Genomic DNA, 26,725 nt, shown 5'->3' with positions numbered 1-26,725 from the left:
ACATGCGGCATCTGAAAGACCTCCCCGTTCTCGTCCTCGGCCTCGGTGCGTCCGGGCTGGCGATGGCGCGCTGGTGCGCGCGCCACGGCGCGGTCGTGACCGTGGCGGACACGCGCGAGGCGCCGGCGTCGCTGGCCACGCTGAAGGCCGAGCTGCCCGGCGTGACCTTCGTCGGCGGCCCGTTCTCGGCCGCGCTGGTCGAAGGCACGCCGATTCGCGCCGTGTACCGCTCGCCGGGCCTGTCGCCCGAAGCCATCGCGCCGGTGGCCGATGCGGCGCGGGCCATGGGCCTGCCGGTCGGTGGCGAGCTCGACCTGTTCGCGCGCGCGCTGCTGGATCTGCAGACCGTCGAAGTGCCGGTGGTCGAAGCCGGGCCTGAAGCCGAAGTCGAAGCCGAGGCACAAGCAGCAGAAGCAGAAGCAGAGCCCGCAGCTCAAACGGCTCCCGAAGCCGCGCAGCCGGACGTGCCGGCACCGGTCGAGGCGTCGGCGCCTGAAGTGGTCGCGGCACCCGAGACGCCCGAAGCAACCGAAGCTGTCGAGCCGGCCGAACCGGCCGAACCGGCCGAACTACAGGCGGTGCCCGCCGAGCCGGTGGAAGCCACCCAAGCCGCGCAGCCTGCCGAAGCCCAGCCCGAGCCGACCGCGCCCGCGATGGCCGAAGCGATGCCGCGCGATCCGTCGATCAGCGTGGCCGTGCCTGTGCCTGTGCCTGTGCCAACGCAAGCATCGGCAGCGCCTGAAGCACCGGCCGAGCCTGTCGCTGGCGAAGCAACGCCCGAGCCGGCCGTTCCCGTGACCGCTGACGCGAACGCTGTGTCGCAAGAAGCAGCGACCGAAGCCCCCGCGGCCGAAACACCCGGATCGCCAGAGGCGCCTGAAGCCCCTGCCGCTTCGCCCGATCAAGCATCCACGGCCGCACCAGCGAGTGCGCCCGCGGCCGCGACCGTCTCCCGCCTGCCCAGCACCGGCAAGCCCTACGTCCCCACGGCCGCGAAGGAGGCCGCGGAGTTCGTCGCCAAGATCGCCGAACTCTCCGCCACCAACCCGGCCTCCGCCGCGGTGGAAGAAGAGTCGCAGCAGCTCGTGCTGGCGCCGGCTGCCGAGCCGCCCGCACCCGAAGCGCCCAAGGGCTACACGCCCGCCGTGCTGGCCATCACCGGCACCAACGGCAAGACCACCGTCACCTCGCTCACCGGCCAGCTGGTCGAGCGCGCCGGCAAGACCGTGGCCGTGGCCGGCAACATCGGCCCGACGCTGCTGGACACGCTGTCCGCGCACATGGACGCCGACACGCTGCCCGACGTGTGGGTGCTCGAGCTCTCGAGCTTCCAGCTCGACGGCGTGCAGGGCTTCGAGCCCACCGCCGCCACCGTGCTCAACCTCACGCAGGACCACCTCGACTGGCACGGTGGCATGCCGGCCTATGCGGCGGCCAAGGCGCGCATCTTCGGCGCGCGCGGGCTGATGATCCTGAACCGCGACGACGACGGCGTGATGGCCATGCTGCCCCCGCCGTTGCGCGTCAAGCTGCAGCGCCCGCAGGTGCGCACGCACGTCACCTTCGGCTCGGCCATGCCGCTGCGCCCGGGCGACTACGGCATCGAGCGCGTCAACGGCATGGCCTGGCTGGTGCGCGCGCTGGAAGCCGACGAAACACAGAAGCGCAAGCGCGGCGCCGTGGTCGAGGAAGAGATCTTCCTGCAGCGCCTGATGCCCGCCGATGCGCTGCGCATCCGCGGCCGCCACAACGCCATGAACGCCCTGGCCGCGCTCGCGCTGGCCAGCGCCGCCGACTGCCCGCTGGGCCCGATGCTCTACGGCCTGCGCGAGTACCGCGGCGAGCCGCACCGCGTGGAACCCATCGCCATCGTCGACGAGGTCGAGTACTTCGACGACAGCAAGGGCACGAACGTGGGCGCCACCGTGGCCGCGCTGAACGGCCTGGGTGAAGAGCGCCGCGTGGTCGTGATTCTCGGCGGCGAAGGCAAGGGGCAGGACTTCGATCCGCTCGCCGCGCCCGTGCGCCAGTACGCGCGCGCCGTGGTGCTCATCGGGCGCGACGCGCCGCTCATCGAGGCCGCGCTGGCCTCGACCGGTGTCTCGCTGATGCACGCGGCTTCGATGCACGAGGCCGTGAAGCTCGCCGGCGCGCGCGCCAACCCGGGCGACGCCGTGCTGCTGTCACCGGCCTGTGCGAGCTTCGACATGTTCAAGGACTACGCGCACCGCGCCGACGTGTTCCGCGAGGCCGTGCAGGCCTGGGAAGACAGCCCGCGCGGCCTGGTGGAAGGCCTTGCGTCCGATTCGACGGAGGAACCGCTTTGAACTCTGCCGCCGCGGGCGCCACGCCCAACACCCGCACCAGCCGTTTCAGCGGCTGGTTCAGGCGCGCGCGCAGCGGCATCGACGCGCTGCCCGTGCACCTGCCCGTGCGGCTGGGCGGCGCTGGCGTCGCGCAGACCAAGGCCACGCCGATGCGCGTGCTCGGCTTCGACCAGGCGCTGGTGTGGGTCACGGTCGCGCTGCTGACCTGGGGCCTGATCATGGTGTATTCGGCCTCCATCGCGCTGCCCGACAACCCGCGCTTCGCGCGCGCCGGCTACAGCGCCTCGTACTTCCTCACGCGGCACGCGGCCTCGGTGGCGTTCGCCTTCATCGCCGCGCTGCTGGCCTTCCAGATTCCCATGAAGACCTGGGAGCGCGCCGCGCCGTGGCTGTTCATCGCGTCGCTGCTGCTGCTGGTGGCCGTGCTCATTCCGCACATCGGCATCAACGTGAACGGCGCGCGCCGCTGGCTGCCCATGGGCTTCATGCGCTTCCAGCCCTCGGAGCTGGCCAAGCTCGCGATGGTGCTTTACGCCGCCAGCTACATGGTGCGCAAGATGGAGATCAAGGAGCGCTTCTTCCGCGCCGTGCTGCCGATGGGCATCGCGGTGGTGGTGGTCGGCATGCTGGTGATGGCCGAGCCCGACATGGGCGCGTTCATGGTGATCGCGGTGATTGCCATGGGCATCCTGTTCCTGGGCGGCGTGAACGCGCGCATGTTCTTCGTGATCGCCGCGCTGGTGGTAGTGGCCTTCGGCACCATCGTGGCCACCAGCCCGTGGCGCCGCGAGCGGATCTTCGCGTACCTCGATCCGTGGAGCGAGGAGCACGCGTTGGGCAAGGGCTACCAGCTGTCGCACTCGCTGATCGCCATCGGGCGCGGCGAGATCTTCGGCGTGGGCCTGGGCGGCAGCGTCGAGAAGCTGCACTGGCTGCCCGAGGCGCACACCGACTTCCTGCTCGCCGTGATCGGCGAGGAGTTCGGCCTGGTCGGCGTGCTGCTGATCATCGGCCTGTTCCTCTGGCTCACGCGCCGCATCATGCACATCGGCCGCCAGGCCATCGCGCTGGACCGCGTGTTTTCCGGCCTCGTGGCGCAGGGCGTGGGCGTGTGGATCGGTTTCCAGGCCTTCATCAACATGGGTGTGAACCTGGGCGCGCTGCCGACCAAGGGTCTGACCCTGCCGCTGATGAGCTTCGGCGGCTCGGCCATCCTGATGAACATGGTGGCGCTGGCCGTGGTGCTGCGCATCGATTACGAGAACCGCGTGCTGATGCGGGGAGGCCGCGTATGACCGGCCGCACGGCACTTGTCATGGCCGGCGGCACGGGCGGCCACATCTTCCCCGGACTCGCGGTGGCCGAGGCCCTGCGCGAACGCGGCTGGCGCGTGCACTGGCTGGGCGCGCCCGGCAGCATGGAAGAAAAGCTGGTGCCGCCGCGCGGCTTCGCCTTCGAGCCGGTGCAGTTCGGCGGCGTGCGCGGCAAGGGCCCGCTCACGCTGTTCCTGCTGCCGCTGCGCCTGCTGCGCGCCTTCTGGCAGAGCCTGGGCGTGGTGCGCCGCGTGAAGCCCGACGTGGTGGTGGGCCTGGGCGGTTACATCACCTTCCCGGGCGGCATGATGGGCGTGCTCATGGGCAAGCCGCTGGTGCTGCACGAGCAGAACTCGGTGGCCGGCCTCGCCAACAAGGTGCTGGCGGGCGTGGCCGATCGCGTGTTCACCGCCTTCCCCGATGTGCTGAAGAAGGCGCAGTGGGTGGGCAACCCGTTGCGTGCCGCCTTCACTTCGCAGCCCGACCCGGCCGCGCGTTTCGCGGGCCGCACCGGGCCGCTCAAATTGCTGGTGGTCGGTGGCAGCCTCGGCGCGCGCGGGCTGAACACCGTGGTGCCGCAGGCGCTCGCGCGCATCGCCCCCGAGACGCGTCCGCAGGTGCTGCACCAGAGCGGCGCCAAGCAGATCGACGAACTGCGCGCCAACTACACGGCCGCCGGCGTCGAGGGCGAGCTCACGCCCTTCATCGAAGACACCGCGCAGGCCTATGCGGACGCCGACATCATCGTCGCGCGCGCAGGCGCCAGCACCGTCACAGAAATCGCGGCCGTCGGCGCAGCAGCGCTGTTCGTGCCTTTCCCTTCGGCGGTCGACGACCACCAGACCACCAACGCGCGCTTCCTCGTGGACGCGGGCGGCGGATGGCTCGTGCAGCAGGCCGACCTCACTCCTGAATTGCTGGCTGATTTGCTACAGAAAACCGGGCGCAACGCGCTGATCGACAAGGCCGCCAAGGCCAAGACCATGCAGAAGACCGAAGCCGTGGACGCCGTCGTCCGCGCCTGCGAGGAGCTTGCCAGATGAAGCACGCGATTCGTCACATCCATTTCGTCGGCGTCGGCGGCTCGGGCATGAGCGGCATCGCCGAAGTGCTGCTGAACCTCGGCTACCGCATCACCGGTTCCGACCTGGCCGACAGCGCCACGTTGCGCCGGCTGGCCGGCCTGGGCATCGGCACCTTCGTGGGCCATGCGGCCGCGCACATCGAGGGCGCCGACGCGGTCGTCACGTCCACCGCCGTGCAGCCGGACAACCCCGAGGTGCTGGCCGCGCGCGAGAAGCGCATTCCGGTGGTGCCGCGCGCGGTGATGCTGGCCGAGCTGATGCGCCTGAAGCAGGGCATCGCCATTGCCGGCACCCACGGCAAGACCACCACCACCAGCCTGGTGGCGAGCGTGCTCGACGCCGCGGGCCTGGACCCGACCTTCGTGATCGGCGGGCGCCTGAACAGCGCCGGCGCCAACGCGCAGCTCGGCAGCGGCGACTACATCGTGGTGGAGGCCGACGAGTCGGATGCCTCGTTCCTGAACCTGCTGCCCGTGATGGCGGTGGTCACGAACATCGACGCCGACCACATGGAAACCTACGGGCACGACTTCGCGAAGCTGAAGAAGGCCTTCGTCGACTTCCTGCACCGCATGCCGTTCTACGGCGTGGCCATTCTCTGCACCGACGACGCGGCCGTGCGCGAGATCGTGTCCCAGGTGACCTGCCCCGTGACGAGTTACGGCTTCGGCGAGGACGCCCAGGTGCGCGCCATCGACGTGCGCGCTGTCGGCGGCCAGATGCATTTCACGGCGCAGCGCCGCAACGGCGTGACGCTGCCCGACCTGCCCATCGTGCTGAACCTGCCGGGCGAGCACAACGTGCGCAACGCGCTGTCGGTGATCGCCGTGGCGGTGGAGCTGGGCATTCCCGACGAAGCCGTGCAGCGCGGGCTGGCCGGCTTCAAGGGCGTGGGCCGCCGTTTCCAGAGCTACGGCGACGTGAGCGTGCAGGGTGAAGGCGCCGCGGGCACCTTCACCGTCATCGACGACTACGGCCATCATCCGGTCGAGATGGCCGCCACCATTGCCGCGGCGCGCGGCGCGTTCCCGGGCCGCCGGCTGGTGCTGGCGTTCCAGCCGCACCGCTACACCCGCACGCGCGACTGCTTCGAAGACTTCGTGAAGGTCATCGGCACGGCCGACGCGGTGCTGCTGGGCGAGGTCTATGCGGCCGGCGAGGCGCCCATCGTGGCCGCCGACGGCCGCACGCTGGCGCGCGCATTGCGCGTGGCCGGCAAGGTGGAGCCGGTGTTCGTCGACGACATCGCCGCCATGCCGCGCGCCATCCTCGACAACGCGCGCGCGGGCGACGTGGTGCTCTCCATGGGCGCCGGCTCGATCGGCGCGGTGCCGGGCAAGGTGGTCGAACTTGGCGCGGGGGCCGCTGCCACAACGGCGACGGCCGCCGCCCCTTCAACATCGCAGCGCGATTCGCGCAAAGGGAGGGCCGAATGAGCCTTCAGGACCCCAGACTCTTCGGCAAGGTGGCCGTGCTGTTCGGCGGCAGTTCCGCCGAACGCGAGATCTCGACGATGTCGGGCACCGGCGTGCTCGAGGCCCTGCGTTCGCGCGGCGTCGACGCGCATGCCTTCGACCCGTCGCAGCGCGAGCTGACCGACCTGAAGCGCGAAGGCTTCGCGCGCTGCTTCGTGGCGCTGCATGGCCGCCACGGCGAAGACGGCACCGTGCAGGGCGCGCTCGAGCTGCTCGGCATTCCCTACACCGGCTCGGGCGTGATGGCCTCGAGCGTGGCCATGGACAAGGTCATGACCAAGCGCATCTGGCAAGCCGACGGCCTGCCGACGCCCAAGTACGTGCGCCTGGCCTTCGACCAGCAAAGCCGCGAGCAGGTCATGGCCGTGCCCGACGTGCTGGGCCTGCCGCTGATCGTGAAGCCGCCGCGCGAGGGTTCCTCCATCGGCGTGACCAAGGTCGAGGGCTACTCGCAGATGCAGGACGCGGTGACGCTGTCCGCCAAATACGACGCCGACGTGCTCTGCGAGGAGTTCATCGAAGGCGAAGAAGTGACCTGCGCCGTGCTGGGCTTCGGGCTCGACGCGCGCGCGCTGCCGGTGGTGCGCATCGCCGCGCCCGAGGGCGCCTACGACTACCAGAACAAGTACTTCACCGACGACGTGAAGTACCACTGCCCGAGCGGCCTGCCCGCGGAGGAAGAGCACGAGATCCAGCGCATCACGCTGGCGGCCTACCGCACGCTGGGCTGCCGCGGCTGGGGCCGCGCCGACGTGATGATCCGCGCCAGCGACCGCAAGCCCTTCCTGCTCGAGATGAACACCTCGCCGGGCATGACCAGCCATTCGCTGGTGCCGATGTCGGCCCGCGCCGCGGGCATCGCGTACGAAGACCTGTGCCTGCGCGTGCTGGCCTCGGCCGCGCTCGACGCAACGGGAGGCTCGCAATAGCCATGACCGACAGCATCCCCGCGCCCTTCGACGTCAAGCTCATGAACATCGTCGCGAACATCGCCTTCGTGATGGTGACGCTCATGCTGCTTGCGGCGGGCGCCTGGTGGGTGCTGCGCCAGCCCTTCTTCCCCATCGGCGGCATCAAGGTGGACGGCGAGGTCACGCACAACAACGCGGTCACGCTGCGCGCCAACGTGGCGCCGCAGCTCAAGGGCAACTTCTTCACCATCGACCTGGCGCGTGCGCGCGCGGCTTTCGAGTCGGTGCCGTGGGTGCGCAGCGCGGTGGTGCGGCGCGAGTTTCCCGACAAGCTGCGCGTGACGCTGACCGAGCAGGTGCCGGTGGCCACCTGGGGCGACGACGCGGGCTCCAAGCTCATCAACGGTTTCGGCGACGTGTTCGAGGCCAACGTGGCCGAGGTCGACGACAACCTGCCGCGCCTGGACGGACCCATCGAGCAGGCCGGCCAGGTGCTGGGCATGTACCGCGTGCTGCAGCCGCAGTTCCAGCCCTACGAACTCAGCATCGACGAGCTCACGCTGTCGAGCCGGGGCAGCTGGAAGGTGGTGCTGGACAGCGGCGCGGAGATCGAGCTGGGCCGCGGCCAGAGCGAAGAGGTGACGGCCCGGCTGCAGCGGTTCCTGAAGACCGTGACCCAGGTCGCGGGCCAGTACCGGCGCTCGGTGGCCGATGTCGAAGGCGCCGATCTGCGCCACAACGACGCGTATGCATTGCGGCTGCGCGGCGTCACCACGGTCTCGCCAGAGGCCCCAAGAAAAATCAAGTAGCGAATACCGAGGAATCGAGGACATATCAATGCCCAAAGAATACAAAGACCTGGTCGTAGGACTCGACATCGGCACCGCCAAGGTCATGGTGGTGGTGGCCGAGGTGCTGCCCGGCGGCGAGCTCAAGCTGGCCGGGCTGGGCATCGCGCCGAGCAACGGGTTGAAGCGCGGCGTGGTGGTGAACATCGACGCCACGGTGCAGAGCATCCAGCAGGCGCTGAAAGAGGCCGAGCTGATGGCCGACTGCAAGATCAGCCGCGTGTACACGGGCATCACCGGCAGCCACATCCGCGGCATCAACTCCAGCGGCATGGTGGCGGTGAAGGACAAGGAAGTGACGCCCGCGGACGTGGCCCGCGTGGTGGAGACGGCGCGCGCCATCAACATCTCCAGCGACCAGCGCCTGCTGCTGGTGGAGCCGCAGGAATTCGTGATCGACGGCCAGGACGTGAAGGAGCCGATCGGCATGAGCGGCATGCGCCTGGAAGCCAAGGTGCACATCGTGACCGGCGCGCAGAGCGCGGCCGAGAACATCATCAAGTGCGTGCGCCGCTGCGGCCTGGAGGTCGACCAGCTGATGCTGAACCCGCTGGCCTCGAGCCAGGCGGTGCTGACCGAAGACGAGCGCGAGCTCGGCGTGGTGCTGGTGGACATCGGCGCGGGCACGACCGACGTGGCGATCTTCACCAACGGCGCGATCCGCCACACGGCCGTGATCCCGATCGCGGGCGACCTCATCACGAGCGACATCGCGATGGCGCTGCGCACGCCCACCAAGGACGCGGAAGACATCAAGGTCGAGCACGGCTACGCCAAGCAACTGCTGGCCGACCCTGAATCGCAAGTCGAAGTGCCGGGCCTGGGCGACCGCGGTCCGCGCATGCTGAGCAAGCAGGCGCTGGCCGGTGTGATCGAGCCGCGCATCGAGGAAATCTTCTCGCTCGTGCAGCAGGTGGTGCGCGAGTCGGGCTACGAGGAAGTGCTGTCGTCGGGCGTGGTGCTCACGGGCGGCAGCGCGGTGATGCCCGGCATGGTCGAGCTCGGTGAAGACATCTTCCTGAAGCCGGTGCGACGCGGCATTCCGAAGTATTCGAGCGCGTTGTCCGACATGGTCGCGCAGCCTCGCGCCGCTACAGTCATGGGCCTTCTCGAAGAGGCGCGCTTCGCGCGCATGCGTGGCTTCAAGGTCGCACAGAAGAATGGGTCGGTAAAGACTGCATTCGGACGTTTCAAGGACTTCATCGTGGGGAATTTCTGACGATGATCAAGTCTCCACTGTGGCTCGCGCGTGGCAGCCCACCCCTGCATTTCAACGAGCGATGGCGACGCACAGGTCCACCATCCTGACGCTCGCATCGTTGATCTCGTCACGGCACAAGAAATATTCATAGATACACAACGGCAACTGCAAGATTCAAGGAGTTAAAAATGACCATCGAAATGATCGAAGTCGAAGAGTTCAATCAGGGCACGCAGATCAAGGTGATCGGTGTCGGCGGTGGCGGCGGCAATGCAGTCGCCCACATGATGGAGCGTGGTGTGCAGGGCGTTCAGTTCGTCTGCGCGAACACCGACGCACAGGCACTGCAACGCAGCACCGCGCACAAGATCATCCAGCTCGGCACCAGCGGCCTGGGCGCCGGCAGCAAGCCCGACAAGGGCCGTGAAGCGGCCGAGCTCGCGGTGGACGACATCCGCGCGGCCATCGACGGTGCGCACATGCTGTTCATCACGGCCGGCATGGGCGGCGGCACCGGCACCGGCGCCGCACCCGTGATCGCACGCGTCGCGAAGGAAATGGGCATCCTCACCGTGGGTGTGGTGACCAAGCCCTTCGACTGGGAAGGCGGCCGTCGCATGACCAACGCCGACGCGGGCCTCACCGAGCTCGAAGCCAACGTCGACTCGCTGATCGTGGTGCTCAACGAGAAGCTGCTCGACGTGCTGGGTGAAGACGTCACGCAGGACGAAGCCTTCGCGCAAGCCAACGACGTGCTGAAGAACGCCGTGGGCGGCATCTCGGAAATCATCAACGAGTACGGCGGCGTGAACGTCGACTTCGAAGACGTGCGCACCGTGATGGGCGAACCCGGCAAGGCCATGATGGGCACCGCTGCCGCAGCCGGCCCGGACCGCGCGCGCATCGCCGCCGAACAGGCCGTGGCCTGCCCGCTGCTCGAAGGCATCGACCTGTCGGGCGCCAAGGGCGTGCTGGTGCTGGTGACGGCATCGAAGGGCTCGCTGAAGCTGAACGAGTCGAAGCTCGCGATGAACACCATCCGCGCCTACGCTTCGCCGGACGCGCACGTGATCTACGGCGCCGCCTACGACGACACCCTGGGCGACGAGATGCGCGTGACCGTGGTGGCCACGGGCCTGTCGCGTGCCGACGCACGCCGCCAGGCTCCGACGCTGGAAGTGATCCGCACCGGCACCGACAACATCGCGTTCACCGTGCCGACGCTCGGTGGCGTGGGTCACGCCAGCAGTGGCGGCCACGGCAGCCAGCCGAACTACGACGGCATGGCCGTTCCCAGCGTGTGGCGCACCAACCGCACGATGGCCGCAGCGAAGGTGGACGCGCTGTCTTCGGGCGGCATGGATGACTTCGAGATCCCGGCCTTCCTGCGCCGCCAGGCAGATTGAGAGAAGAAGCCCCCCGTTCGAAGGTCTCGCGCGAGACCTTCGGGGGGCGAACTCGGCCAGACGCAGAGGACACGAAGGTTCGCAAGGGGCACAGGGAAGACCTGAAAGGGACTTCTGCTGGCTCTAGGCGCTGCGTTCGCTTCGTGTCCCTTGCGTCCATCGCCGGGCCTTTTCAGAGAACCCATGTCTATCGGTGCCATAGCGAAGGGCATAGGGCGTCACGCCCGGCGCGCGCCTAAAATCCCCGGCGTGCTGCAACAACGAACCCTCAAGTCGATCAGCCGCGCCGTGGGCGTGGGGCTTCACAGCGGCCAGCGCGTGGAGCTGACCCTGCGACCGGCCCCGGCCGACACGGGCATCGTGTTCCGCCGCGTCGACCTGCCCGAGCCGGTCGAGATCCGCATGACGGCCGAGTCGGTTACCGACACGCGCCTGGCGTCCACGGTCTCCACCGGCGGCGCGAAGGTGCAGACCGTCGAGCACATCATGTCGGCCTGCGCGGGCCTGGGCATCGACAACCTCTACATCGACATCACGGCCGACGAAGTGCCGATCCTCGACGGGTCGGCCTCGTCCTTCGTGTTCCTGCTGCAGAGCGCGGGCATCGCGCTGCAGAAGGCGCCGCGCCGCTTCATCCGCGTGACCCGCAAGGTCGAGGTGCGCGAAGGCGAGGGCGCCAACGAGAAGTGGGCGAGCCTGGAGCCGTACCACGGCTACAAGCTGAGCTTCGAGATCGACTTCGACCACCGCGTGGTCAACTCCACCGGCCAGCGCGTGGAGTTCGACCTGGGCACCGGCTCGTACAGCCGCGACATCGCACGCGCGCGCACCTTCGGCTTCACCAAGGAAGTCGAGTACATGCGCAGCAAGGGCCTCGCGCTCGGCGGCGGCCTGGACAACGCCATCGTGATGGACGACACCAAGGTGCTCAATGCCGGCGGCCTGCGCTACGACGACGAGTTCGTGAAGCACAAGATCCTCGACGCCATGGGCGACCTGTACATCATCGGCAAGCCATTGCTGGCCGCTTACACCGCGTTCCGTTCGGGCCATGCGCTGAACAACAAGCTGCTGCGCGAACTGCTCTCGCACAGCGACGCCTACGAAGTCGTGACCTTCGAGGACGAGAAGCGCGCACCGCGCGGTTTCGGCGAAGTCGCGCGCGCCTGGTAGGCCGCGCTCCCACGATGCTTCTGTTCCGCTGGGCCATCCTGCTGCTCCTGCTGGTGGCGGGTGTGAGTTTCGCGTTCTATGCTGGCACGGGCCAGGTCAAGTACCGGCGCTTCGGCTGGACCGTGTTGAAGTGGACGCTGCTGGCGGCGTTCGGCTTCTTCGCGGTGCTGATCGCCGAGCGCATCGCCTGAGTTTCCCGTCTCGCGCCCTCACCCAAACTCCCCAGGGGGAGAGGGCGCAGGTCAAAAGACTCAGCGCGAGCGCCCTTGCCGGTAAGTGCCGGCATGCGTCTTCGACAACTCCGCCGCTTCCGCGAGCCGCGCCATCGAACGCCCCACCTGCGCATGCGTGATGGCGATGCCCAGTGCGTCGGCCGCGTCGGCGCCGGGCACGCCGGGCAGGTCGAGCAGGCGGCGCACCATCTCCTGCACCTGCGCCTTGGCGGCGCCGCCGTGGCCCGCCACGGCCTTCTTCATCTGCAGCGCGGTGTACTCGGCCACGGAGAGGTTGTGGGTGACCAGCGCCGTCACGCACGCGCCGCGCGCCTGGCCCAGCAGCAGCGTGGACTGCGGGTTGACGTTGACGAAGATGATTTCCACCGCCGACGCATCGGGCTGGTAGCGCGCGGTGATTTCCGCGATGCCGTCGAACAGCACCTTCAGGCGCGCCGGCAGGTTGCCGCTGCCCAGGTGCCGCGTGCTGATGGTGCCGCTGGCGACATAGCGCAGCGCATGGCCGTCCGAGTCGACCACGCCGAAGCCGGTGGTCTGCAAGCCGGGGTCGATGCCAAGAATGCGCATGAAAGGAAACGTAAAGGCCTAAGCCCGGGTAAAGAGAGTCGAAAGAGCTGCGGCACGGGGCTCGAAAGCCGTTCGATCGCGGGCAGAATGCGCCCCGGTCCGTACAGTCCGCCCCCGTTGCGCGCGGGGCGTGCCACACAAGGAAGCGAATGTGAATGTAGTCGAGTCCTCCGCGCAGCAGCAACTGGATGACGCACAGGCCCTGATCGAGCGCCTGCAACACCCCAGCGAGCGCGCCCAACGCGCCGCCGCGAGCCTGCGCCGCGCGGAGCTGCTGAACGACCTCGGCCGGCGCGCCGAGGCGCTGGCCGCCTGCAGCCGCCTGATCGAGGAATTCGGCGGCATGCCCGAGCCCGCCGTGGTGGTGCCGTGCTGCCAGGCGCTGCGCCTGCTCGCGCACATGCTGCGCCAGCTGCATCGCCCGGCCGACGCGCTGGCCACGCTCGACCGCCTGGTGGCGGCGCACGGCCAGCGCGGCGAGCCCGAGATCCGCGAGCACATCGCCCATGCGCTGTACCAGCGCACCTGGCTCATCGACGAGCCGGCCGCGCGTTGCGAAGCCTGCGACTTCATGAGCGAGCAGCTCGACGCGCAGGCCGATGCCGCGTTCGATGCATGGCGCGTGGACGCGCGTCTGCTGAAGGCCGAGATCGACCACCACCGCGGCCTGCCGCAGGACGCGATTGCCACGCTGGACGCGGCCATCGAGCGCTTCGACGGCAGCACCGACCCCGCCGTGGTGCTGCGCGTGGCGCGTGCGCGCCTGGCCTCGGTGCTGAACCTGCGCGAGCTGGCGCAGCACACGCAGGCACAGGTGCTGTGCCTGCAGGTGGCCGACCAGATCGAGGCCGGGCTGGCCGATGCCGCGCCCGAGCTTCGCCTGGAAGGCGTGCGGGCGCTGACCCTGTTCTTCGACGGCCTCGGTCTCGAGGAGCAGGCGCGCCGCGCCGAGCTGGTCGGCTGGCTGCTCGAACGCTATGGCCGCGACGCTTCGTCGCAGGTGCGCCGCATGGCCGTGGTGCGCGCCTACGACTGGGCCGTGGGCCTGCGCGACCAGGGCGACGGCGAAGCCGCGCTGGCGGCCTGCGACCGGCTGCTGGCCACCTTCGCGCGCGACACCGACGCCGTCGTGCAGCGCACCGTGGCCAGCACGCTGCTGAACAAGGGCCACGTGCTGCTCGAGCAACTGGCGCGCGCCGACGACGCGCTGGGCGTGTACGAGAAGCTCATGCACACGCTGCGCGATGCCGCAGCGCCCGAGCTGCAGGACATGCGGGCCAAGGCGACGGCGGGGCGGCAGTCCTGCCTGAAGCGCCTGCGCAAGGCCGGCCCGGCCGATGCCGGCGAACTGTCGATCGAGCTGCGCGACGAGGTGCGCGACAAGGTCAAGGAGGGCCGCAGGCATGGCGACGCGGGCGAGTCGCTCGAGGCCATCGCGCTGTTCGACGAGGTGCTCGCGGCGCACGCCGCGTCGCTGCACCCCGAGCTGCGCCGCCAGTGCGCGCGTTCGCTGGTGCACAAGGCCTTCTGCCTGGTGGCGTTGTCGCGCTTCGACGAGGTGATCGAGGCCGCCGATGCGATGGACGCGCGCTACGGCGCCGATGCCGCGACCGAGATGCAGGAGCAGGTGGCGCTGTGCCTGCAATACAAGAGCACCGCGCTCGATCGCCTCGGGCGGCCCGAGGACGAGATGCGCGTGCACGACCAGATCGTGGCGCGCTGGGGCAACTCCGATCTGCCCGACCTGCGCGGGCGCGTGGCCGGTGCGCTGTTCCGCAAGGGCGCGACGCTGCGCCAGGCCGGCCGGCTCGCCGAGGCCGTGGCGAGCTACGACGAGGTGATCGCGCGCACGGCCGTGGCGCGCGAGAGCGTGCTGCAGCTGTGGGCCGCCAAGTCGATGATCAACAAGGCCAAGGCGCTCGACAAGATGGGCGACACGGCGGGGCAGGCCAAGGCGTACCGCGTGCTCATTGCGCGCTTCGGCGATTCGGGCGATGCGGCCTTGCGCGAGCGCGTGGCCAACGCCTGCGAATGGCTGGCCGAGGCCGAAGGCCGGCAGGGGCGAGTGGAGGCGCAGCGCGCGACGCTCGAGCAGGCGCTCGGCCGCTTCGGCACCGCGCTGTCGGCCGAGCAGCGCACGCGCCTCACGCGCGAGTTGCAGGCGCTGAAGGCCAAGGCGCTGGGCCGCAAGGCGAAGGAGGCGTTCGACCGCGTGGTGCGGCGCAAGGCCTGAGCGAGGCCTGAGCAAGACCTGCGCAAGGCCTGAACGCCTTAGCGGCCTTGCCGCTGCTTCAGGCGTTGAAGTACCAGCGGATCGAGTGGAAGAAGATCGGCGCGGCGAAGCACAGGGCGTCAACGCGGTCGAGCAGGCCGTTGGCGCCCGTCACGCCTACGCCCTTCTTGCCCCAGTTGGGAATGCCCCGGTCGCGCTTGAGCGCCTTCATCACCAGGTGGCCCATCGAGCCCGCGATGCAGGCGATGACCGACACCGCGAGCGCCTGGCCGAACTTGAACGGCGTGATGAACGAGAACAGCGCCCCCACCAGGCTCGCCACCACGATGCCGATGCCCCAACTGGTCCAGTTGAAGCTGCGGCTCACGTTGGGCGCGAAGGGCGTGCGCTGCATGCGGCGCGAGATCAGGTGCTGCACCAGCACCGAGGTCTGCACCACGAACACCAGGAAGAACACGAGGAACGCGCTCTTGCCCTCGTAGCCCGGGAAGGTGAGCAGCAGCAGCGCCGGCACGTGGCTCATGCCGTACACGCAGACCATGATGCCCCACTGCAGCTTGGCGTTGCGCTCCAGGAAGTGGCTCGGGTCGTTGGCCAGCGCGCTGGCCACCGGGATCGCGAGGAACACGTACACCGGGATGAACACGGTGAACAGGTCGAAGCGCGCGGTGGCCACCAGCCAGAACTGGATCGGCAGCACCACGAAGAACGCAAGGATCAGGCTGCGGTGGTCGCCGCGCCGCGTGGGCGAGAGCGTGATGAACTCGCGCAGCGCGAAGAAGGCGATCAGCGCGAACAGCACGGTGGCCACGGTTTCGCCCAGCGCCCAGCCGATCCAGAAGATCACCACCATGAACCAGGTGGTGCCCAGCAGCGCGCGGAAGTGCGCCAGTTCGGCCTGCCAGGCGGCGTCGTGCACGGGGTTGCGGCGCTCCCTGAAGCTCAGGAAGAAGGCCGCGGTGCTCACGATCACGAGCACGCCGAACACGATGAGGAAGAGGGCCGCGACCTGCTGGGTCGGGCTGAGGTTGCGCAGGAACTGGTTCATGTCAGACGTCGCGCAGCGCGATCACGGCGGCGCGTGCGCGGTCGAGGAAGGGGCGGCGCTCTTCGTTCTCCTCGACACGCAACGGCGCGCCGAAGGTCACGGAGCACAGGATGGGCACCGGCACGATCTCGCCCTTGGGCATGACGCGCTGCACGTTGTCGATCCAGGCCGGCACCAGCACCACGTCGGGGAACAGCGTGGCGAGCGTGTAGAGGCCCGACTTGAACTTCTGCGGCTCGCCGGTGTGGCCGCGCGTGCCTTCGGGAAAGATGATGATCGAGTCGCCGCTGCGCAAGGCTTCGACGAGAGGGGCGAGCGGGTCGGAGGCGGGGGGCGCCGTGTCGGGCGCTGCTTCGGGTTCCGCAGGAGGCGGCATGGGCGGTGGCGGTGGCGGTGGCGCAGGCGGCTCGGGAAGGTCGAGTTGACCTTGCGCCTCGGGCACCGCATCGACCGGCTCCGTCAGCGGCGTCGGCGGCAGCAGCGGTTCCATCGACGGCTCGATGCGTTCGGCCGGCATCGGCGGGGCTTTGACGGCAACCGCAGCCGGCACCGGTGCTGCGGCGGTGGCAGATGCTGCAGGCGCCGTTGCCGCGCGCTCCACATACACCGCGTTGAACACTTCGGTCGTGATCCAGCGCTTGACCGGCGTGTTGGCCCAGTAGTCGCGCGCCGCGATCGGCCGGGTGATGCTGCGCAGTTCCTCGGGCAGCGCCGCCCAGATCATCACGAGGTCGGCGTGGCTCTGGTGGTTGGCGAAGTAGATGCGCTGCTCGGCCTTCGGCGGACAGCCATACCAGCGCGCTTGCGCGCCCGTGAGCAACCGGACGATCCCGAGCAACAACCAACCCGTGAGCTTTGCAAGCATATGGGCGCGATGATACGGGCCATGCGATGGCGTTTCGATCCTCTTTCTCTGGTGTGGGCGGTGGCCCTGTTCGTGTTGCTCGTGCTGCTGGCCACCGTCGGCGCGCGCTGGGGCTGGCTGCGAAGTTTCTTCGGCGACGTGCTGGCCGTGGTGTGGGTCTACTTCGTGTTCAAGACCGCGATCGGCGCGCGCGTTATGCCGCTGGCGCTGGCCGCGCTGGGCGTGGGGTGTGCGGTCGAGCTCGGCCAGTACCTGGCGTCGGCGTGGCACCTGCGCATTCCGAACCGCGCGCTGCGCATCGTGCTCGGCAGCACCGCCGACTGGTGGGATGTGCTGGCCTACACGATCGGCTTCGCCGCAGTGCTGGCGCTCGAAGGCCTGCGCGGCAGGTTCAGGGCAGCTCGGCCGCGGGCATCCGCGCCATGACCGTCGACGCGCGCCCGCCCAGGTAGGGCGAGCCGGGCCGGTGTTCGAAGAACTTCGGGCTCGGCAGCATCACCGCGAGGCGCGCGGCCTCGTTGGCGTTCAGGCGCGCGGCGGGCTTTCGAAAGTAGTACTGCGACGCGGCTTCCGCGCCGAACACGCCTTCGCCCCACTCGACGTTGTTCAGGTACAGCTCGAGGATGCGGCGCTTGTCGAGGAACACCTCCAGCAGCGTGGCGAGCACCAGCTCCTGCCCCTTGCGCAGCATGGTGCGTTCGCCGGACAGCAGCAGGTTCTTGGCGAGCTGCTGCGTGATGGTCGAGCCGCCGCGCAGGCGCACCGGCTGCACCGGCTTGCCGCGCGCAACGGCACGCGCGGCGCGCTTGGCGGCCAGCTCTTCGGCCTTGGCGTTGCGCTGGCGCGCGCGTTCGATGGCTTCCCACTCCACGCCGTTGTGGTCGACGAAGCCCGCGTCCTCGCTCGCGATGACGGCGCGCTTCAACGTGTCGTTGATCTGCCCGTAAGGCACCCACTCCTGGCGCCAGCCGCCCTCGCTGCCCTTGTGGATGGCAACCTGCCAGGCCTCGGAGCGCTGGAACGCGGTGCTCTGCGGATCGATCACGGCCATGGCCGCGATGCGCACCACGAAGAACAGCTCGAGTGCCACGCCTGCCACCACGAGGCAGGCGATGAGGCGCAGCACGGCCTTCATGCGGGTGTCATGCGGGGGTGACGAGCGAGGCGCGCACCTCGGCCAGCACCTGCGCGGACGGCGGGCGCACGCCGCGCCAGATCTCGAAGGCCTCGGCCGCCTGCTCGACCAGCATGCCGAGCCCGTCGCGCGCGACGGCGCCGTGCGCTTCGGCCCAGGCCATGAAGCCCGCGGCTGCGGGGCCGTACATCATGTCGACCGCGAGACCGCCTTCGCGCAGCACGGCGGCGTTCACCGGCACCGCGTCGCCCGCGAGGCTGGAGGCGGTGGCATTGATCACCACGTCGAAGGTGCCCGGCACCTCGTCGAGCGCCCAGGCTTCGAGCGAGGCGCCGTGGCGCAGCGCAATGGCCGCATGGCGGCGCACCAGTTCGACGGCCTTGCCGACCGTGCGGTTGGCCACCACCACGCGCGACGCACCGGCGTCGAGCAGCGGCCCGAGCACGCCGGCCGCCGCGCCGCCCGCGCCGATCAGCAGCAGCGCCTTGCCCTTCAGCGGCACCGCCGCGTTGTGCACGATGTCGCTGACCAGGCCGATGCCGTCGGTGTTGTCCGCGTGGATGCTGCCGTCGTCCGCGAAGCGCAGCGTGTTCACCGCCTGCGCGAGCTTCGCGCGCTCGCTGGTGTGCTGCGCCAGCGCGGCGGCTTCGAACTTGAAGGGCACGGTGATGTTGCAGCCGCGCGCACGGTCGCCGCGCTCGGCGGCTTCGCTTCGGAAGGCCGCGATGCCTTCGGCGAACGCGCCGATCGGCACCAGCCGCCGGCCGTAGTCCATCTGCTGGCCGCAGAGTTCGGCGAAGCGCGCGTGGATGCGCGGCGAGCGGCTGTGCTCGACGGGGTTGCCCACTACACAGTACAGGTCCATGGCCTCGTGTCTCCTGGCGCGCTGCGCGTTGTCTTGTCTCGGTCGGGTTTGCGAGCGTCTCGGGCTCTACTGGGAGGAGAGCTCGATCGTCTCGTCGCGCGTGAACTTGAAGCGCGACTGCATCACGATCTGGTCGGTCTGCTTGCGCATGGCGTCGGTGAACTTGCCGAAGTTGCCCACGCTGCGCACGATGGCCTGCGCGCGGCGGTCGAGCGTGACGTCGCCCGAGCTCTCGTCGACCGACGTGTCGAGCACGTTGCCGTCGAAGTTGATGGTGATGGTCATCCTCAGCTCGCCGTAGAGCTTCTTGCCGGCGGCCGTGGGAAAGTTCTCGGTGCCCTTGAGCTCGATGCGCCGGCGCAGCGAATCGACGTAGATCGCGTACGCGGCCTCGCGCGTGGCGGGGCTCAGGTAGCGCTTCTTGGGGCGCGCGTTTTCCTCGTTCACGCGGCGCTCGATCTCGGCGAGCAGCTCGACCATCTGGCGGCGCTTGTCCTCGCGCGCGGTGGCTTCGGTGGGGTCGCCGGCATTGCGCGGGTCGGGCACCGGCATGGCCGCCAGTTCGCGCTTGAGTTGCGCGAGCAGTTGCATCTGCTGGGCCTGCATGGCCTCGACCTGGCGGCGCGAATCCTCGAACGAGTCGCCCATGGTGGTGAAGCTCGAGGGCGGCAGCGGACTGGTGGCGCGGCCCTTGTCGAGGTCACCGCCGCCGGCCAGCGCCGTCTGCGCCATCACGCGCGCGGCGGGGTCCGGCTTCTCGTTGGTCTTGCTGTTGACCAGGATCACTTCGAGCGGCGTTTCGCTGAAGACCTTGTTGAACGATTCGGGATCGACGAAGCGCACCGCGAGCAGTGCGGCATGCGCAATGACCGACACGCCGAGTGCAATCTGCAGCGTGCTGAGGTCCTTGAAGTTCATTCTCGAAATTCCTCCAGGGGGCGCATTTCTCCGGGCGACTCGCCGAAGTTCATGCAGGCGTGTTTTCGGGCGCGGCCTCGCTGTCGTTCAGGTCGACGGCGATGGCGATCGGGCCCGCAACCACTTCTTCTTCCTCGTCACCTTCCTCTTCGGCGGCGGCATCGGCCTTCGGCGTGTCGAGGCGTTCGAGCACGGTGCCGCTCACGTCCAGCGCGATCTCGTCGATCTCGCCGAGCTTCACGCGCAGGCGCGCGCCGCGTTCCTGCTGGCCGGCCACCGGGAACACCAGCGGCAGCGTCTCGGCGCGCACCAGCGCGCCATTGGGCAGGTCCTTGATGACGGTGGCCTCGAGTTCGGTGATGCCCTGCTGCTGCAGGTACTTCAGCGTCCAGAAGCGTTCCATGCCGCCCTGGTAGGCGTTGTACGTGGCGTAGGCCGCGTCGAAGCCCGACAGGATCGAGAACAGGTCGGCGTCCTTCGGCTTGAACGGCGCGGCCAGCGCGGCGGTCTTGCCGTGGCGCGCGGCGGCAATGATCTGCCACTGGTTCACCAGGTCGGTGTAGCGGCGAAGGGGCGAGGTGCTCCAGGCGTAGCTCTTCACGCCCAGGCCCGCGTGCGGCAGCGAGCGCGTGCCCATGCGCACCTTGATGCCGGGCGCCAGGCTGGCCTGGCTGCGGTACAGGCCGGGCACGCCGAGTTCGCCGAGCCAGGCGCCCCAGGTGCTGTTGGCCAGGATCATGGCCTCGGACACGATCAGGTCGAGCGGCGCGCCGCGCTGGCGCGTGCCGATCTGCACCTGCTCGTTGCCCACGGGCTCGTTGCCGTCGTTGCCGACGAGGCGGAAGTTGTAGTCGGGCCGGTTGAAGTTCTCCGGCTTGCCGCGCACCACCTCGCGCTGCGCCTTCAGCTGCTTCGCGAGGCGGAACAGGAAGGAGAGCGGGGCGCGCAGGCGGGCTGCCGCTTCTGGCGTGTTGTCGCTCTGGAACGCGGCGTCTTCGAGCCAGGGCTGCGTGACGACGGTGTCGAGGTGGTCGTGGCGCAGGTTGGCGACGATCGGCACGCGCTCCAGTTTGGTCTCGGTGCCCTGCAGCTCGAGCGTGGCCTCGTCGAAGCGCGCGTAGAGCGACACGGCCGGGCGGTCGCCGCCCTCGAGCAGCGTGTAGGTGTTGACCACCTCGTCGGGCAGCATCGTGATCTTGTAGCCCGGCATGTAGACAGTGGACATGCGCGTGCGCGCCACGTTGTCGATGGCGCTGCCCGGCGTGAGCGCCAGGGCCGGCGCCGCGATGTGGACGCCGACCGTGACGGTGCCCGTGCCGAGGCCCTGCACCGAGAGCGCATCGTCGATTTCGGTGGTCTGCGAATCGTCGATCGAGAAGGCCTGCACGCCGGATGCGACCGGCAGGTCGTCCACGATGGCGGGCGCCGCGAGCGCGGGGAAGCCCGTGCCCTTGGGGAAGTTCTCGAACAGGAAGCGGCGCCAGTGGAACTGGTAGGGCGAGTCGATCGCGCCGGCGCGTTCCAGCAGGTCGAGCGGCGGGCGCTGCGTGGCGCGCGCGGCGTCGACCACGGCCTTGTATTCGGGGGCGTTCTTGTCGGGCTTGAACAGGATCTTGTAGAGCTGCTCGCGCACCGGCGCGGGGCACACGCCCTCGGCCAGCTGGCCGGCCCACTCGGCGATCTGCGCCTGGATGACCTTCTTCTTCTCGATGGCGGCCAGCGCCTGCTGCACGATCTCGGCCGGCGCCTTCTTGAAGCGTCCCTTGCCCGCGCGGCGGAAGTAGTGCGGCGCCTCGAACAGCCCGAACAGCGCGGCCGCCTGCTCGGCCAGCGAGGGCTTGTCGGTGAAATATTCGGCGGCCAGCTCCGCAAAGGTGAATTCGCCCTCGGGCGCGAATTCCCAGGCGAGATCGAGGTCCATGGCGGCGGCGAGCGTGCGCGCCTCGGCGATCAGCTCGGCGGGCGAGGGCTTCTCGAAACGCAACACGATGTTGGCGCTCTTGACCTTGACGCGCTTGCCCGTGTCGAGCTCGACCTGTGCCGATGCTTCGGCCTCCGACAGCACGCGGCCGCCGAGGTACTTGCCGGCTTCTTCAAACAATACAAACATCCGGCGATTGTCCCACGCTGAACCCGCCGGCCTGCCGGGATCGAATGCCCCGGGTGAAGCCCGGGGGCGGGCGTTACACCGGGTTGATGAACGACATCACGTCGTCCAGATGCACTTTCTCGAAGTCCGACAGCGCGTGGTCGCTGCCTTCGAGCAGCTTGATGTTGCTGTCGGGGTAGCGCGCCGACATTTCGTGCCAGTCGAGCGCCTCGTCGCCCTTGGCGATGATGGCGAAGACGCGCTCGGGCCGCGTGAGCTGGCCGACTTCCATGGCGCGCAGCTCGTGGATGTATTCGGGGCGGAAGTAGAAGTGCTCGGACGGGTCGTGCCAGACGGTCTGGTCGCCGATGTAGCGCGTGAGGTCGCGCGCCGGGTGCACGGCGGGGTTCAGCAGCACGGCGCGGCAGCGGGTCATGCCGGCAACGTAGGTGGCGTAGAAGCCGCCGAGCGACGAGCCCACCACCGCCATCGACTTGCGCGGCCAGTGGGCGATGCCCTTCATCACCATGTCGATGGCATCGTGCGGCGACGGCGGCAGCTGGGGGCACCACCACTGGAGATCGGGATGGTGCTGGGCCACGCGCTGCGCCATGAGCCGAGCCTTGGTGGAGCGGGGCGACGAGCGGAAGCCGTGCAGGTACAACAGGTGAGTGGTTTGCGGATCCATGCGAGGAAGAGATGCAGGGTGCCGACGTTGCACCCCGCTTGCCGGGACCAGGTAATTCTGCATGAGGTCTGTAGTCACGAGGCCGCTTCCAGCGTACAAAAACCCCGTGGGCCGGGGTTCTTCGGTAAAGATCGAGCCGATCGATGCTCGGGGTGCGCGGACGTCCGGCCTGCCTGTGCAAGGGATGTGCTGCGCCTTGGGAATTCGAAAGTATTCAGGCCCCGGGCCGCCGGGGTCTCGCGGGTCTACGTTCGAGTTACTTCGCCTGCGTGAAGAGGGCCATCGAGGTGCATCCGAGAGGCATTCGACCCGATGCCGCCCTGCATCGTCCGCGCCGGCAAAAAGCGGCGCAAGTTTCACGGCGCATGCCGTCGTGCGCATCCCATGAACAGGGTAGGCGTGCAAGGGCGATCGCGTGCGCGCGAGCCTTATGCTTCTGCCCATGAACACAGAGGCCCCGCACGACGCGACGCCACGCCGATGGGGCGTGCTCGTCGTCGAAGACGACAGCCGCGCGCGCGCATTCTTCGAGGCGAGCGTGCAGCGCAGCCCGCGCCTTTTCTGGCTCGGCAGTGCCGGCACGGTCCAGGAGGCGCTGGCCTGGCTGGCGCGCACCGCCACCATTCCCGACGTGCTGCTGGTCGACCTCGGCATGCCCGACGGCACCGGGCTGGACGTGATCCGCGACGCGGTGGCGCGCTTTCCCGGCTGCGAGCCGCTGGTGGTGTCGGTGTTCGGCGACGAGGAAAACGTGCTCGCCAGCATCGAGGCCGGCGCCGTGGGCTACATCCACAAGGACGCCGCGCCCGAGGACATCGCCCAGACCATCGTGGAGATGAAGGCCGGCGCCTCGCCGATCTCGCCCATGATCGCGCGGCGCGTGCTCGCCAAGTACCGCAGCCTGCAGTCGGCGGTCGTGCCCGGCGCGCCGCCGGGCGTCGCGCCGGAGGCGGTGTCGGAGGAGTCCGACCGCGGCTTGCTGTCGGCGCGCGAGCACGAGGTGCTCACGCTCATCGCGCGCGGTTTCTCCTATGCGGAGATCGCGCGGCTCAAGGGGCTGAGCGTGCACACGGTGCAGACCCACATCAAGAACCTCTACGGAAAGCTTGCCGTGCACTCCAAGAGCGAAGCGGTCTTCGAAGCGACGCGGCTCGGCCTGCTGTCTCACCCGGGCTGACGGCAGATGCGGCGTTTGCGGCCGGGGCTGGTGTCGTTGTTCGGATGGTGGCTGGCGCTGGTTGTCGTGGCGCTCGCCGGCGTTGCGCCGGCCGCCGCGGCGCAAGCGGCCATCGAGCTGCGCCACGGCACCGTGACGAGCTCGGTCGACGGCGTCACGCGCACCGGGCCGGTCGACCTGTCGTACCACTGGGACCGTGAGCACCACGGGCGTCCCGGCACGGCGAGCTTCGACCTGCCGTTCCGGCTCGACGCCGCGCCCGACACGCCGTGGGGCATCTTCATCCCGCGCGTGGGCAATGTCTTCGAGGTGCAGCTCAACGACGCGCTGTTGCAGGTCTACGGCGACCTCGGCCGCGGCAACGACGCCGACTACGCCAAGGCGCCCATCTACGTGCCGGTGCCCGGGCGGCTGCTGCGGCAGGGCGACAACCACCTGCAGATCCGCATCCGCGCGGACAGCGGCCGGCGCGCGGGGCTGTCGCGCGTGGTGGTCGGGCCGGCCGCGCCGGTGCGCACGGAGCTGTTCGAAAGCGCCTACGCCTGGCGCTTCACCGGCTCGGTGCTGCTGACGGCCTTCAGCCTCATGGTGAGCGGCATCGCGCTGGGCCTCTGGCTCACGCAGGTCGACGCGCGGGACAACAGCGGCGGCACCGGGCGCGACGGCATCTACCTGTGGGCCGCGCTGGCCGAGTTCTGCTGGGCGATCCGCGTGGCCGACGGCGTGGTTGCCGAGCCGCCGCTGCCCTGGGGCGCCTGGGGCGTGCTGATGGCCGCTTGCTATGCGGGCTGGGCGGCCTCGGCCATGATGTTCTGCTGCCACCTGGCCGGCTGGTCCCGCAACCCGCGCCTGCGGTGGCTGCGCTGGCCGCTGCTGGCGGTGGTGGCCGGCACCGTGGCGGCGAGTTCGCTCGCGTTGCGGCGCGAGGAGCCCATGTGGCTCACCGGCTGGCTGGTCCTGGAAATCGCGTTCATCGCCTGCTTCGTGACGGCTTTCGTCGTGGCCACCGTGCGCCGCCCGAGCACCGAACAGTGGCTGGTGGCCGGCGCGGCGCTGGCAACGGTGGCGTTCGGCGTGCGCGACTGGCTGGTGATCCGCCTGAGCGACGCCTACGGCGAAACCACCTGGGTGCGTTATTCGTCGGTGTTCTTCGGCATTGCGCTGCTGCTGATCGTGCTGCGGCGTTTCCACGCCGCCACGGTCCAGTCGCGCGGCTGGGTCACGGCGCTGGCCGAGCGCGTGGCCCAGCGCGAGCGCGAGCTGGCGGCCACCTACGCGGAGCTGGAAGCGGCGGCGCGCGACCAGGCGCGCACCCACGAGCGCGAGCGCATCCTGCGCGACATGCACGACGGGGTGGGCTCGCACATCAGCTCGGCCATCCGGCAGCTGCAGTCGGGCCAGGCCAGCTCGGGCGACCTGCTGCGCACGCTGCGCGATTCGCTCGACCAGCTCAAGCTTTCCATCGATTCCATCCACCTCCCGCCGGGTGACGTCGGGGCCCTGCTGGCGGCGGCGCGCTACCGGCTGGAACCCCGGCTGGCGGCAGGGGGCATCGAGCTCGAATGGGCCGTGGAGGAGGTCGCGCCGGTCGAGCGGCTCGACGCGCAGGGCATGCGGCAGCTGCAGTTCCTGCTGTTCGAGGCCATTTCCAACGTTTTGCAACATGCGCAGGCCAGCGTGCTGCGCATCGAGGCCGACATGCAGGGGACCACGGCGCACAGGGTGCCCACGGTGCCCACTGTGCAATTGCGCGTGATCGACAACGGCAGGGGCTTCGACGCCGCCTGCGTGCCGCGCGCGCTGGCCGAGCGCGCGGGGGCCATCGGCGCGCGGCTGGCGGTCGAAAGCCGACCCGGGCGCACGGTCGTTCAGCTTTCTTTCGATTGAGGTGGGCAGCGGGGCGGGGATAATCCGCCCCCATGTCTGCCGTGTTCAACCAGCCCTCCCTGGCGCGTCGCATCGCGCCCATCTTCCAGGGCTTCGACGGCTTCCTGGCCTTCGCCGTGCTGCTGCTCGTGTTCGCCGGGTTGCTCACCATGTACTCCTCCGGGTACGACCACGGCTCGCGCTTCGTCGACCACGGCCGCAACATGCTGCTGGCCGGCTTCATCATGTTCGTGGTGGCGCAGGTGCCGCCGCAGCGGCTGATGGTGGCCGCCGTGCCGCTCTACACGATGGGCGTGGCGCTGCTGGTGGCGGTGGCGCTGTTCGGCATCACCAAGAAGGGCGCGCAGCGCTGGATCAACGTGGGCCTGGTGATCCAGCCCAGCGAGATCCTGAAGATTGCCATGCCGCTGATGCTGGCCTGGTGGTTCCAGCGGCGCGAAGGCCAGCTGCGGCCGCTCGACTTCGTGGTGGCGACGGTGCTGCTGGCGGTGCCGGTCGGGCTCATCATGAAGCAGCCCGACCTGGGCACGTCGCTGCTGGTGCTGGCGGCCGGGCTGGCGGTGATCTTCTTCGCCGGACTGCCGTGGAAGCTGATCGTGCCGCCGGTGGTGATCGGCGCGGTGGCCGTCACGCTGATCGTGGGCTTCGAGTCGCAGCTGTGCGCCGACGGCGTCGACTGGCGCGTGCTGCACGACTACCAGAAGCAGCGGGTGTGCACGCTGCTCGACCCCAGCAAGGACCCGCTGGGCAAGGGCTTCCACATCATCCAGGGGATGATCGCCATCGGCTCGGGCGGGGTCGGCGGCAAGGGCTTCATGCAGGGCACGCAGACGCACCTCGAATTCATTCCCGAGCGCACCACCGACTTCATCTTTGCCGCCTATTCCGAGGAATTCGGGCTGGTGGGCAACCTGGCGCTGATCGGCGCCTTCATCCTGCTGATCTTCCGCGGGCTGCTCATCGCGGCCAATGCGTCCACGCTGTTCTCGCGCCTGCTGGCGGGGGCGGTGACGATGATCTTCTTCACCTACGCCTTCGTGAACATGGGCATGGTGAGCGGCATCCTGCCGGTGGTGGGCGTGCCGCTGCCGTTCATCAGCTACGGCGGCACGGCCATGGTGACGCTGGGGTTGGGGCTGGGCATCCTGATGTCGATCGCCCGGGCGAGGAAGCTGGCGCAGAACTAGCGCCGGCCTTCCCCTCGAAATGGGCCTCGAAGTGCCCTGCGAAGTGTCGCGCCAAGTGTCCTTGGGGGCAGCGCGGAAGAGGGCGGCTGCCTAG

General features: G+C 69.3%; 23 protein-coding genes. 15 read left to right on the top strand and 8 right to left on the bottom strand.

The features are described 5' to 3' along the window. Nucleotides 1-2 precede the first annotated feature (2 nt). The 10 genes from murD to BM013_RS41185 all read left to right on the top strand — a co-directional run bounded on the left by murD (nt 3) and on the right by BM013_RS41185 (nt 11,930). Complete coding sequence (murD, locus tag BM013_RS10200) at nt 3-2,327, top strand: UDP-N-acetylmuramoyl-L-alanine--D-glutamate ligase (RefSeq protein WP_093126122.1); 2,325 nt, start codon at nt 3-5, stop codon at nt 2,325-2,327. After that, entirely contained in the window at nt 2,324-3,622 is a 1,299-nt protein-coding gene (ftsW, locus tag BM013_RS10195; protein ID WP_093126120.1) for a putative lipid II flippase FtsW, read from the top strand. Before murD ends, ftsW begins: the two co-directional genes overlap by 4 nt. Continuing rightward, the gene (murG, locus tag BM013_RS10190; protein WP_093126117.1) at nt 3,619-4,683 is read left to right on the top strand and encodes an undecaprenyldiphospho-muramoylpentapeptide beta-N-acetylglucosaminyltransferase; all 1,065 of its coding nucleotides are present in this window, start codon (nt 3,619-3,621) and stop codon (nt 4,681-4,683) included. Before ftsW ends, murG begins: the two co-directional genes overlap by 4 nt. Next, entirely contained in the window at nt 4,680-6,161 is a 1,482-nt protein-coding gene (gene murC, locus BM013_RS10185) for a UDP-N-acetylmuramate--L-alanine ligase (RefSeq protein ID WP_093126114.1), read from the top strand. The genes murG and murC overlap by 4 nt, the downstream gene beginning before the upstream one ends. Beyond that, a complete protein-coding gene (locus BM013_RS10180; protein WP_093126111.1) occupies nt 6,158-7,129 on the top strand; it encodes a D-alanine--D-alanine ligase in 972 nt (323 codons plus the stop codon). The genes murC and BM013_RS10180 overlap by 4 nt, the downstream gene beginning before the upstream one ends. 2 nt (nt 7,130-7,131) lie before the next feature. Then, the gene (locus tag BM013_RS10175; RefSeq protein WP_093126108.1) at nt 7,132-7,920 is read left to right on the top strand and encodes a cell division protein FtsQ/DivIB; all 789 of its coding nucleotides are present in this window, start codon (nt 7,132-7,134) and stop codon (nt 7,918-7,920) included. Between the two features lie 28 nt (nt 7,921-7,948). Then, nucleotides 7,949-9,178 carry a cell division protein FtsA gene (gene ftsA / locus BM013_RS10170; protein ID WP_093126106.1) on the top strand — a complete coding sequence of 410 codons (1,230 nt, stop codon included), beginning with the start codon at nt 7,949-7,951 and terminating at the stop codon, nt 9,176-9,178. A 170-nt stretch (nt 9,179-9,348) separates the two neighbouring features. After that, nucleotides 9,349-10,566, top strand: a complete 1,218-nt coding sequence (ftsZ, locus tag BM013_RS10165; protein WP_093126103.1) for a cell division protein FtsZ — start codon at nt 9,349-9,351, stop codon at nt 10,564-10,566. 249 nt (nt 10,567-10,815) lie between these two features. Then, nucleotides 10,816-11,739 carry a UDP-3-O-acyl-N-acetylglucosamine deacetylase gene (lpxC, locus tag BM013_RS10160; RefSeq protein ID WP_177206308.1) on the top strand — a complete coding sequence of 308 codons (924 nt, stop codon included), beginning with the start codon at nt 10,816-10,818 and terminating at the stop codon, nt 11,737-11,739. A gap of 14 nt (nt 11,740-11,753) precedes the next feature. Continuing rightward, the gene (locus BM013_RS41185) at nt 11,754-11,930 is read left to right on the top strand and encodes a hypothetical protein (RefSeq protein ID WP_177206311.1); all 177 of its coding nucleotides are present in this window, start codon (nt 11,754-11,756) and stop codon (nt 11,928-11,930) included. A gap of 60 nt (nt 11,931-11,990) precedes the next feature. Here the strand turns inward: BM013_RS41185 and ruvC are convergent, their stop codons facing one another. Then, entirely contained in the window at nt 11,991-12,539 is a 549-nt protein-coding gene (ruvC, locus tag BM013_RS10155) for a crossover junction endodeoxyribonuclease RuvC (RefSeq protein ID WP_093126097.1), read from the bottom strand. Nucleotides 12,540-12,690: 151 nt separating this feature from the next. Here ruvC and BM013_RS10150 point away from each other — a divergent pair, with 151 nt between their 5' ends. Further along, complete coding sequence (locus BM013_RS10150) at nt 12,691-14,772, top strand: tetratricopeptide repeat protein (RefSeq protein WP_093126094.1); 2,082 nt, start codon at nt 12,691-12,693, stop codon at nt 14,770-14,772. A 58-nt stretch (nt 14,773-14,830) separates the two neighbouring features. Here BM013_RS10150 and BM013_RS10145 read toward each other — a convergent pair whose 3' ends face one another. Then, on the bottom strand, nt 14,831-15,820 hold the full coding sequence (locus BM013_RS10145; RefSeq protein WP_093126092.1) for a phosphatidate cytidylyltransferase: 990 nt from the start codon (nt 15,818-15,820) through the stop codon (nt 14,831-14,833). A 1-nt stretch (nt 15,821) separates the two neighbouring features. Continuing rightward, on the bottom strand, nt 15,822-16,685 hold the full coding sequence (locus BM013_RS10140) for a lysophospholipid acyltransferase family protein (RefSeq protein WP_093126089.1): 864 nt from the start codon (nt 16,683-16,685) through the stop codon (nt 15,822-15,824). A 9-nt stretch (nt 16,686-16,694) separates the two neighbouring features. Here BM013_RS10140 and BM013_RS10135 point away from each other — a divergent pair, with 9 nt between their 5' ends. Beyond that, nucleotides 16,695-17,111, top strand: coding sequence for a ribosomal maturation YjgA family protein (locus tag BM013_RS10135; RefSeq protein ID WP_093126811.1), 417 nt, complete (start codon nt 16,695-16,697; stop codon nt 17,109-17,111). Here BM013_RS10135 and mtgA read toward each other — a convergent pair. The 5 genes from mtgA to BM013_RS10110 all read right to left on the bottom strand — a co-directional run bounded on the left by mtgA (nt 17,077) and on the right by BM013_RS10110 (nt 22,380). Beyond that, nucleotides 17,077-17,820, bottom strand: a complete 744-nt coding sequence (gene mtgA, locus BM013_RS10130) for a monofunctional biosynthetic peptidoglycan transglycosylase (RefSeq protein WP_093126086.1) — start codon at nt 17,818-17,820, stop codon at nt 17,077-17,079. The two genes, BM013_RS10135 and mtgA, sit on opposite strands and share 35 nt — an antisense overlap. 7 nt (nt 17,821-17,827) lie before the next feature. Next, entirely contained in the window at nt 17,828-18,685 is an 858-nt protein-coding gene (aroE, locus tag BM013_RS10125) for a shikimate dehydrogenase (RefSeq protein ID WP_093126083.1), read from the bottom strand. Between the two features lie 66 nt (nt 18,686-18,751). Next, complete coding sequence (locus BM013_RS10120; protein ID WP_093126081.1) at nt 18,752-19,603, bottom strand: cell envelope integrity TolA family protein; 852 nt, start codon at nt 19,601-19,603, stop codon at nt 18,752-18,754. A 49-nt stretch (nt 19,604-19,652) separates the two neighbouring features. Next, nucleotides 19,653-21,713, bottom strand: coding sequence for a ribonuclease catalytic domain-containing protein (locus BM013_RS10115; RefSeq protein ID WP_093126079.1), 2,061 nt, complete (start codon nt 21,711-21,713; stop codon nt 19,653-19,655). Nucleotides 21,714-21,786: 73 nt separating this feature from the next. Further along, complete coding sequence (locus BM013_RS10110) at nt 21,787-22,380, bottom strand: YqiA/YcfP family alpha/beta fold hydrolase (protein WP_093126077.1); 594 nt, start codon at nt 22,378-22,380, stop codon at nt 21,787-21,789. Between the two features lie 430 nt (nt 22,381-22,810). On the opposite strand from BM013_RS10110, the gene BM013_RS10105 reads away from it, so the two are divergent. The 3 genes from BM013_RS10105 to rodA are packed head-to-tail and all read left to right on the top strand — an operon-like array spanning nt 22,811 to nt 26,631. Continuing rightward, nucleotides 22,811-23,557 (top strand): response regulator, encoded by a 747-nt coding sequence (locus BM013_RS10105; protein ID WP_093126075.1) that lies wholly within the window; start codon nt 22,811-22,813, stop codon nt 23,555-23,557. Nucleotides 23,558-23,563: 6 nt separating this feature from the next. After that, the gene (locus BM013_RS10100; protein WP_093126072.1) at nt 23,564-25,444 is read left to right on the top strand and encodes a sensor histidine kinase; all 1,881 of its coding nucleotides are present in this window, start codon (nt 23,564-23,566) and stop codon (nt 25,442-25,444) included. Nucleotides 25,445-25,476: 32 nt separating this feature from the next. Next, the gene (rodA, locus tag BM013_RS10095; RefSeq protein WP_093126069.1) at nt 25,477-26,631 is read left to right on the top strand and encodes a rod shape-determining protein RodA; all 1,155 of its coding nucleotides are present in this window, start codon (nt 25,477-25,479) and stop codon (nt 26,629-26,631) included. The last annotated feature ends 94 nt before the right edge of the window (nt 26,632-26,725 follow it).

The sequence above is a fragment of the Variovorax sp. OK605 genome (genome assembly GCF_900115445.1).
Lineage (GTDB): Bacteria > Pseudomonadota > Gammaproteobacteria > Burkholderiales > Burkholderiaceae_C > Variovorax.
Note: the sequence above shows the minus strand (reverse complement) of the source record. Positions and strands in the feature narration are given on the sequence as shown.

What these genes read in the sequence shown, in the direction of transcription:
- murD (WP_093126122.1), top strand. Translation starts at nt 3, where the DNA reads ATGCGGCATCTGAAAGACCTCCCCGTTCTCGTCCTCGGCCTCGGTGCG.
- murG (WP_093126117.1), top strand. Translation starts at nt 3,619, where the DNA reads ATGACCGGCCGCACGGCACTTGTCATGGCCGGCGGCACGGGCGGCCAC.
- murC (WP_093126114.1), top strand. Translation starts at nt 4,680, where the DNA reads ATGAAGCACGCGATTCGTCACATCCATTTCGTCGGCGTCGGCGGCTCG.
- BM013_RS10180 (WP_093126111.1), top strand. Translation starts at nt 6,158, where the DNA reads ATGAGCCTTCAGGACCCCAGACTCTTCGGCAAGGTGGCCGTGCTGTTC.
- BM013_RS10175 (WP_093126108.1), top strand. Translation starts at nt 7,132, where the DNA reads ATGACCGACAGCATCCCCGCGCCCTTCGACGTCAAGCTCATGAACATC.
- ftsA (WP_093126106.1), top strand. Translation starts at nt 7,949, where the DNA reads ATGCCCAAAGAATACAAAGACCTGGTCGTAGGACTCGACATCGGCACC.
- ftsZ (WP_093126103.1), top strand. Translation starts at nt 9,349, where the DNA reads ATGACCATCGAAATGATCGAAGTCGAAGAGTTCAATCAGGGCACGCAG.
- BM013_RS41185 (WP_177206311.1), top strand. Translation starts at nt 11,754, where the DNA reads ATGCTTCTGTTCCGCTGGGCCATCCTGCTGCTCCTGCTGGTGGCGGGT.
- ruvC (WP_093126097.1), bottom strand. Translation starts at nt 12,539, where the DNA reads ATGCGCATTCTTGGCATCGACCCCGGCTTGCAGACCACCGGCTTCGGC.
- BM013_RS10145 (WP_093126092.1), bottom strand. Translation starts at nt 15,820, where the DNA reads ATGAACCAGTTCCTGCGCAACCTCAGCCCGACCCAGCAGGTCGCGGCC.
- BM013_RS10140 (WP_093126089.1), bottom strand. Translation starts at nt 16,685, where the DNA reads ATGCTTGCAAAGCTCACGGGTTGGTTGTTGCTCGGGATCGTCCGGTTG.
- BM013_RS10135 (WP_093126811.1), top strand. Translation starts at nt 16,695, where the DNA reads ATGATACGGGCCATGCGATGGCGTTTCGATCCTCTTTCTCTGGTGTGG.
- mtgA (WP_093126086.1), bottom strand. Translation starts at nt 17,820, where the DNA reads ATGAAGGCCGTGCTGCGCCTCATCGCCTGCCTCGTGGTGGCAGGCGTG.
- aroE (WP_093126083.1), bottom strand. Translation starts at nt 18,685, where the DNA reads ATGGACCTGTACTGTGTAGTGGGCAACCCCGTCGAGCACAGCCGCTCG.
- BM013_RS10120 (WP_093126081.1), bottom strand. Translation starts at nt 19,603, where the DNA reads ATGAACTTCAAGGACCTCAGCACGCTGCAGATTGCACTCGGCGTGTCG.
- BM013_RS10115 (WP_093126079.1), bottom strand. Translation starts at nt 21,713, where the DNA reads ATGTTTGTATTGTTTGAAGAAGCCGGCAAGTACCTCGGCGGCCGCGTG.
- BM013_RS10110 (WP_093126077.1), bottom strand. Translation starts at nt 22,380, where the DNA reads ATGGATCCGCAAACCACTCACCTGTTGTACCTGCACGGCTTCCGCTCG.
- BM013_RS10105 (WP_093126075.1), top strand. Translation starts at nt 22,811, where the DNA reads ATGCTTCTGCCCATGAACACAGAGGCCCCGCACGACGCGACGCCACGC.
- BM013_RS10100 (WP_093126072.1), top strand. Translation starts at nt 23,564, where the DNA reads ATGCGGCGTTTGCGGCCGGGGCTGGTGTCGTTGTTCGGATGGTGGCTG.
- rodA (WP_093126069.1), top strand. Translation starts at nt 25,477, where the DNA reads ATGTCTGCCGTGTTCAACCAGCCCTCCCTGGCGCGTCGCATCGCGCCC.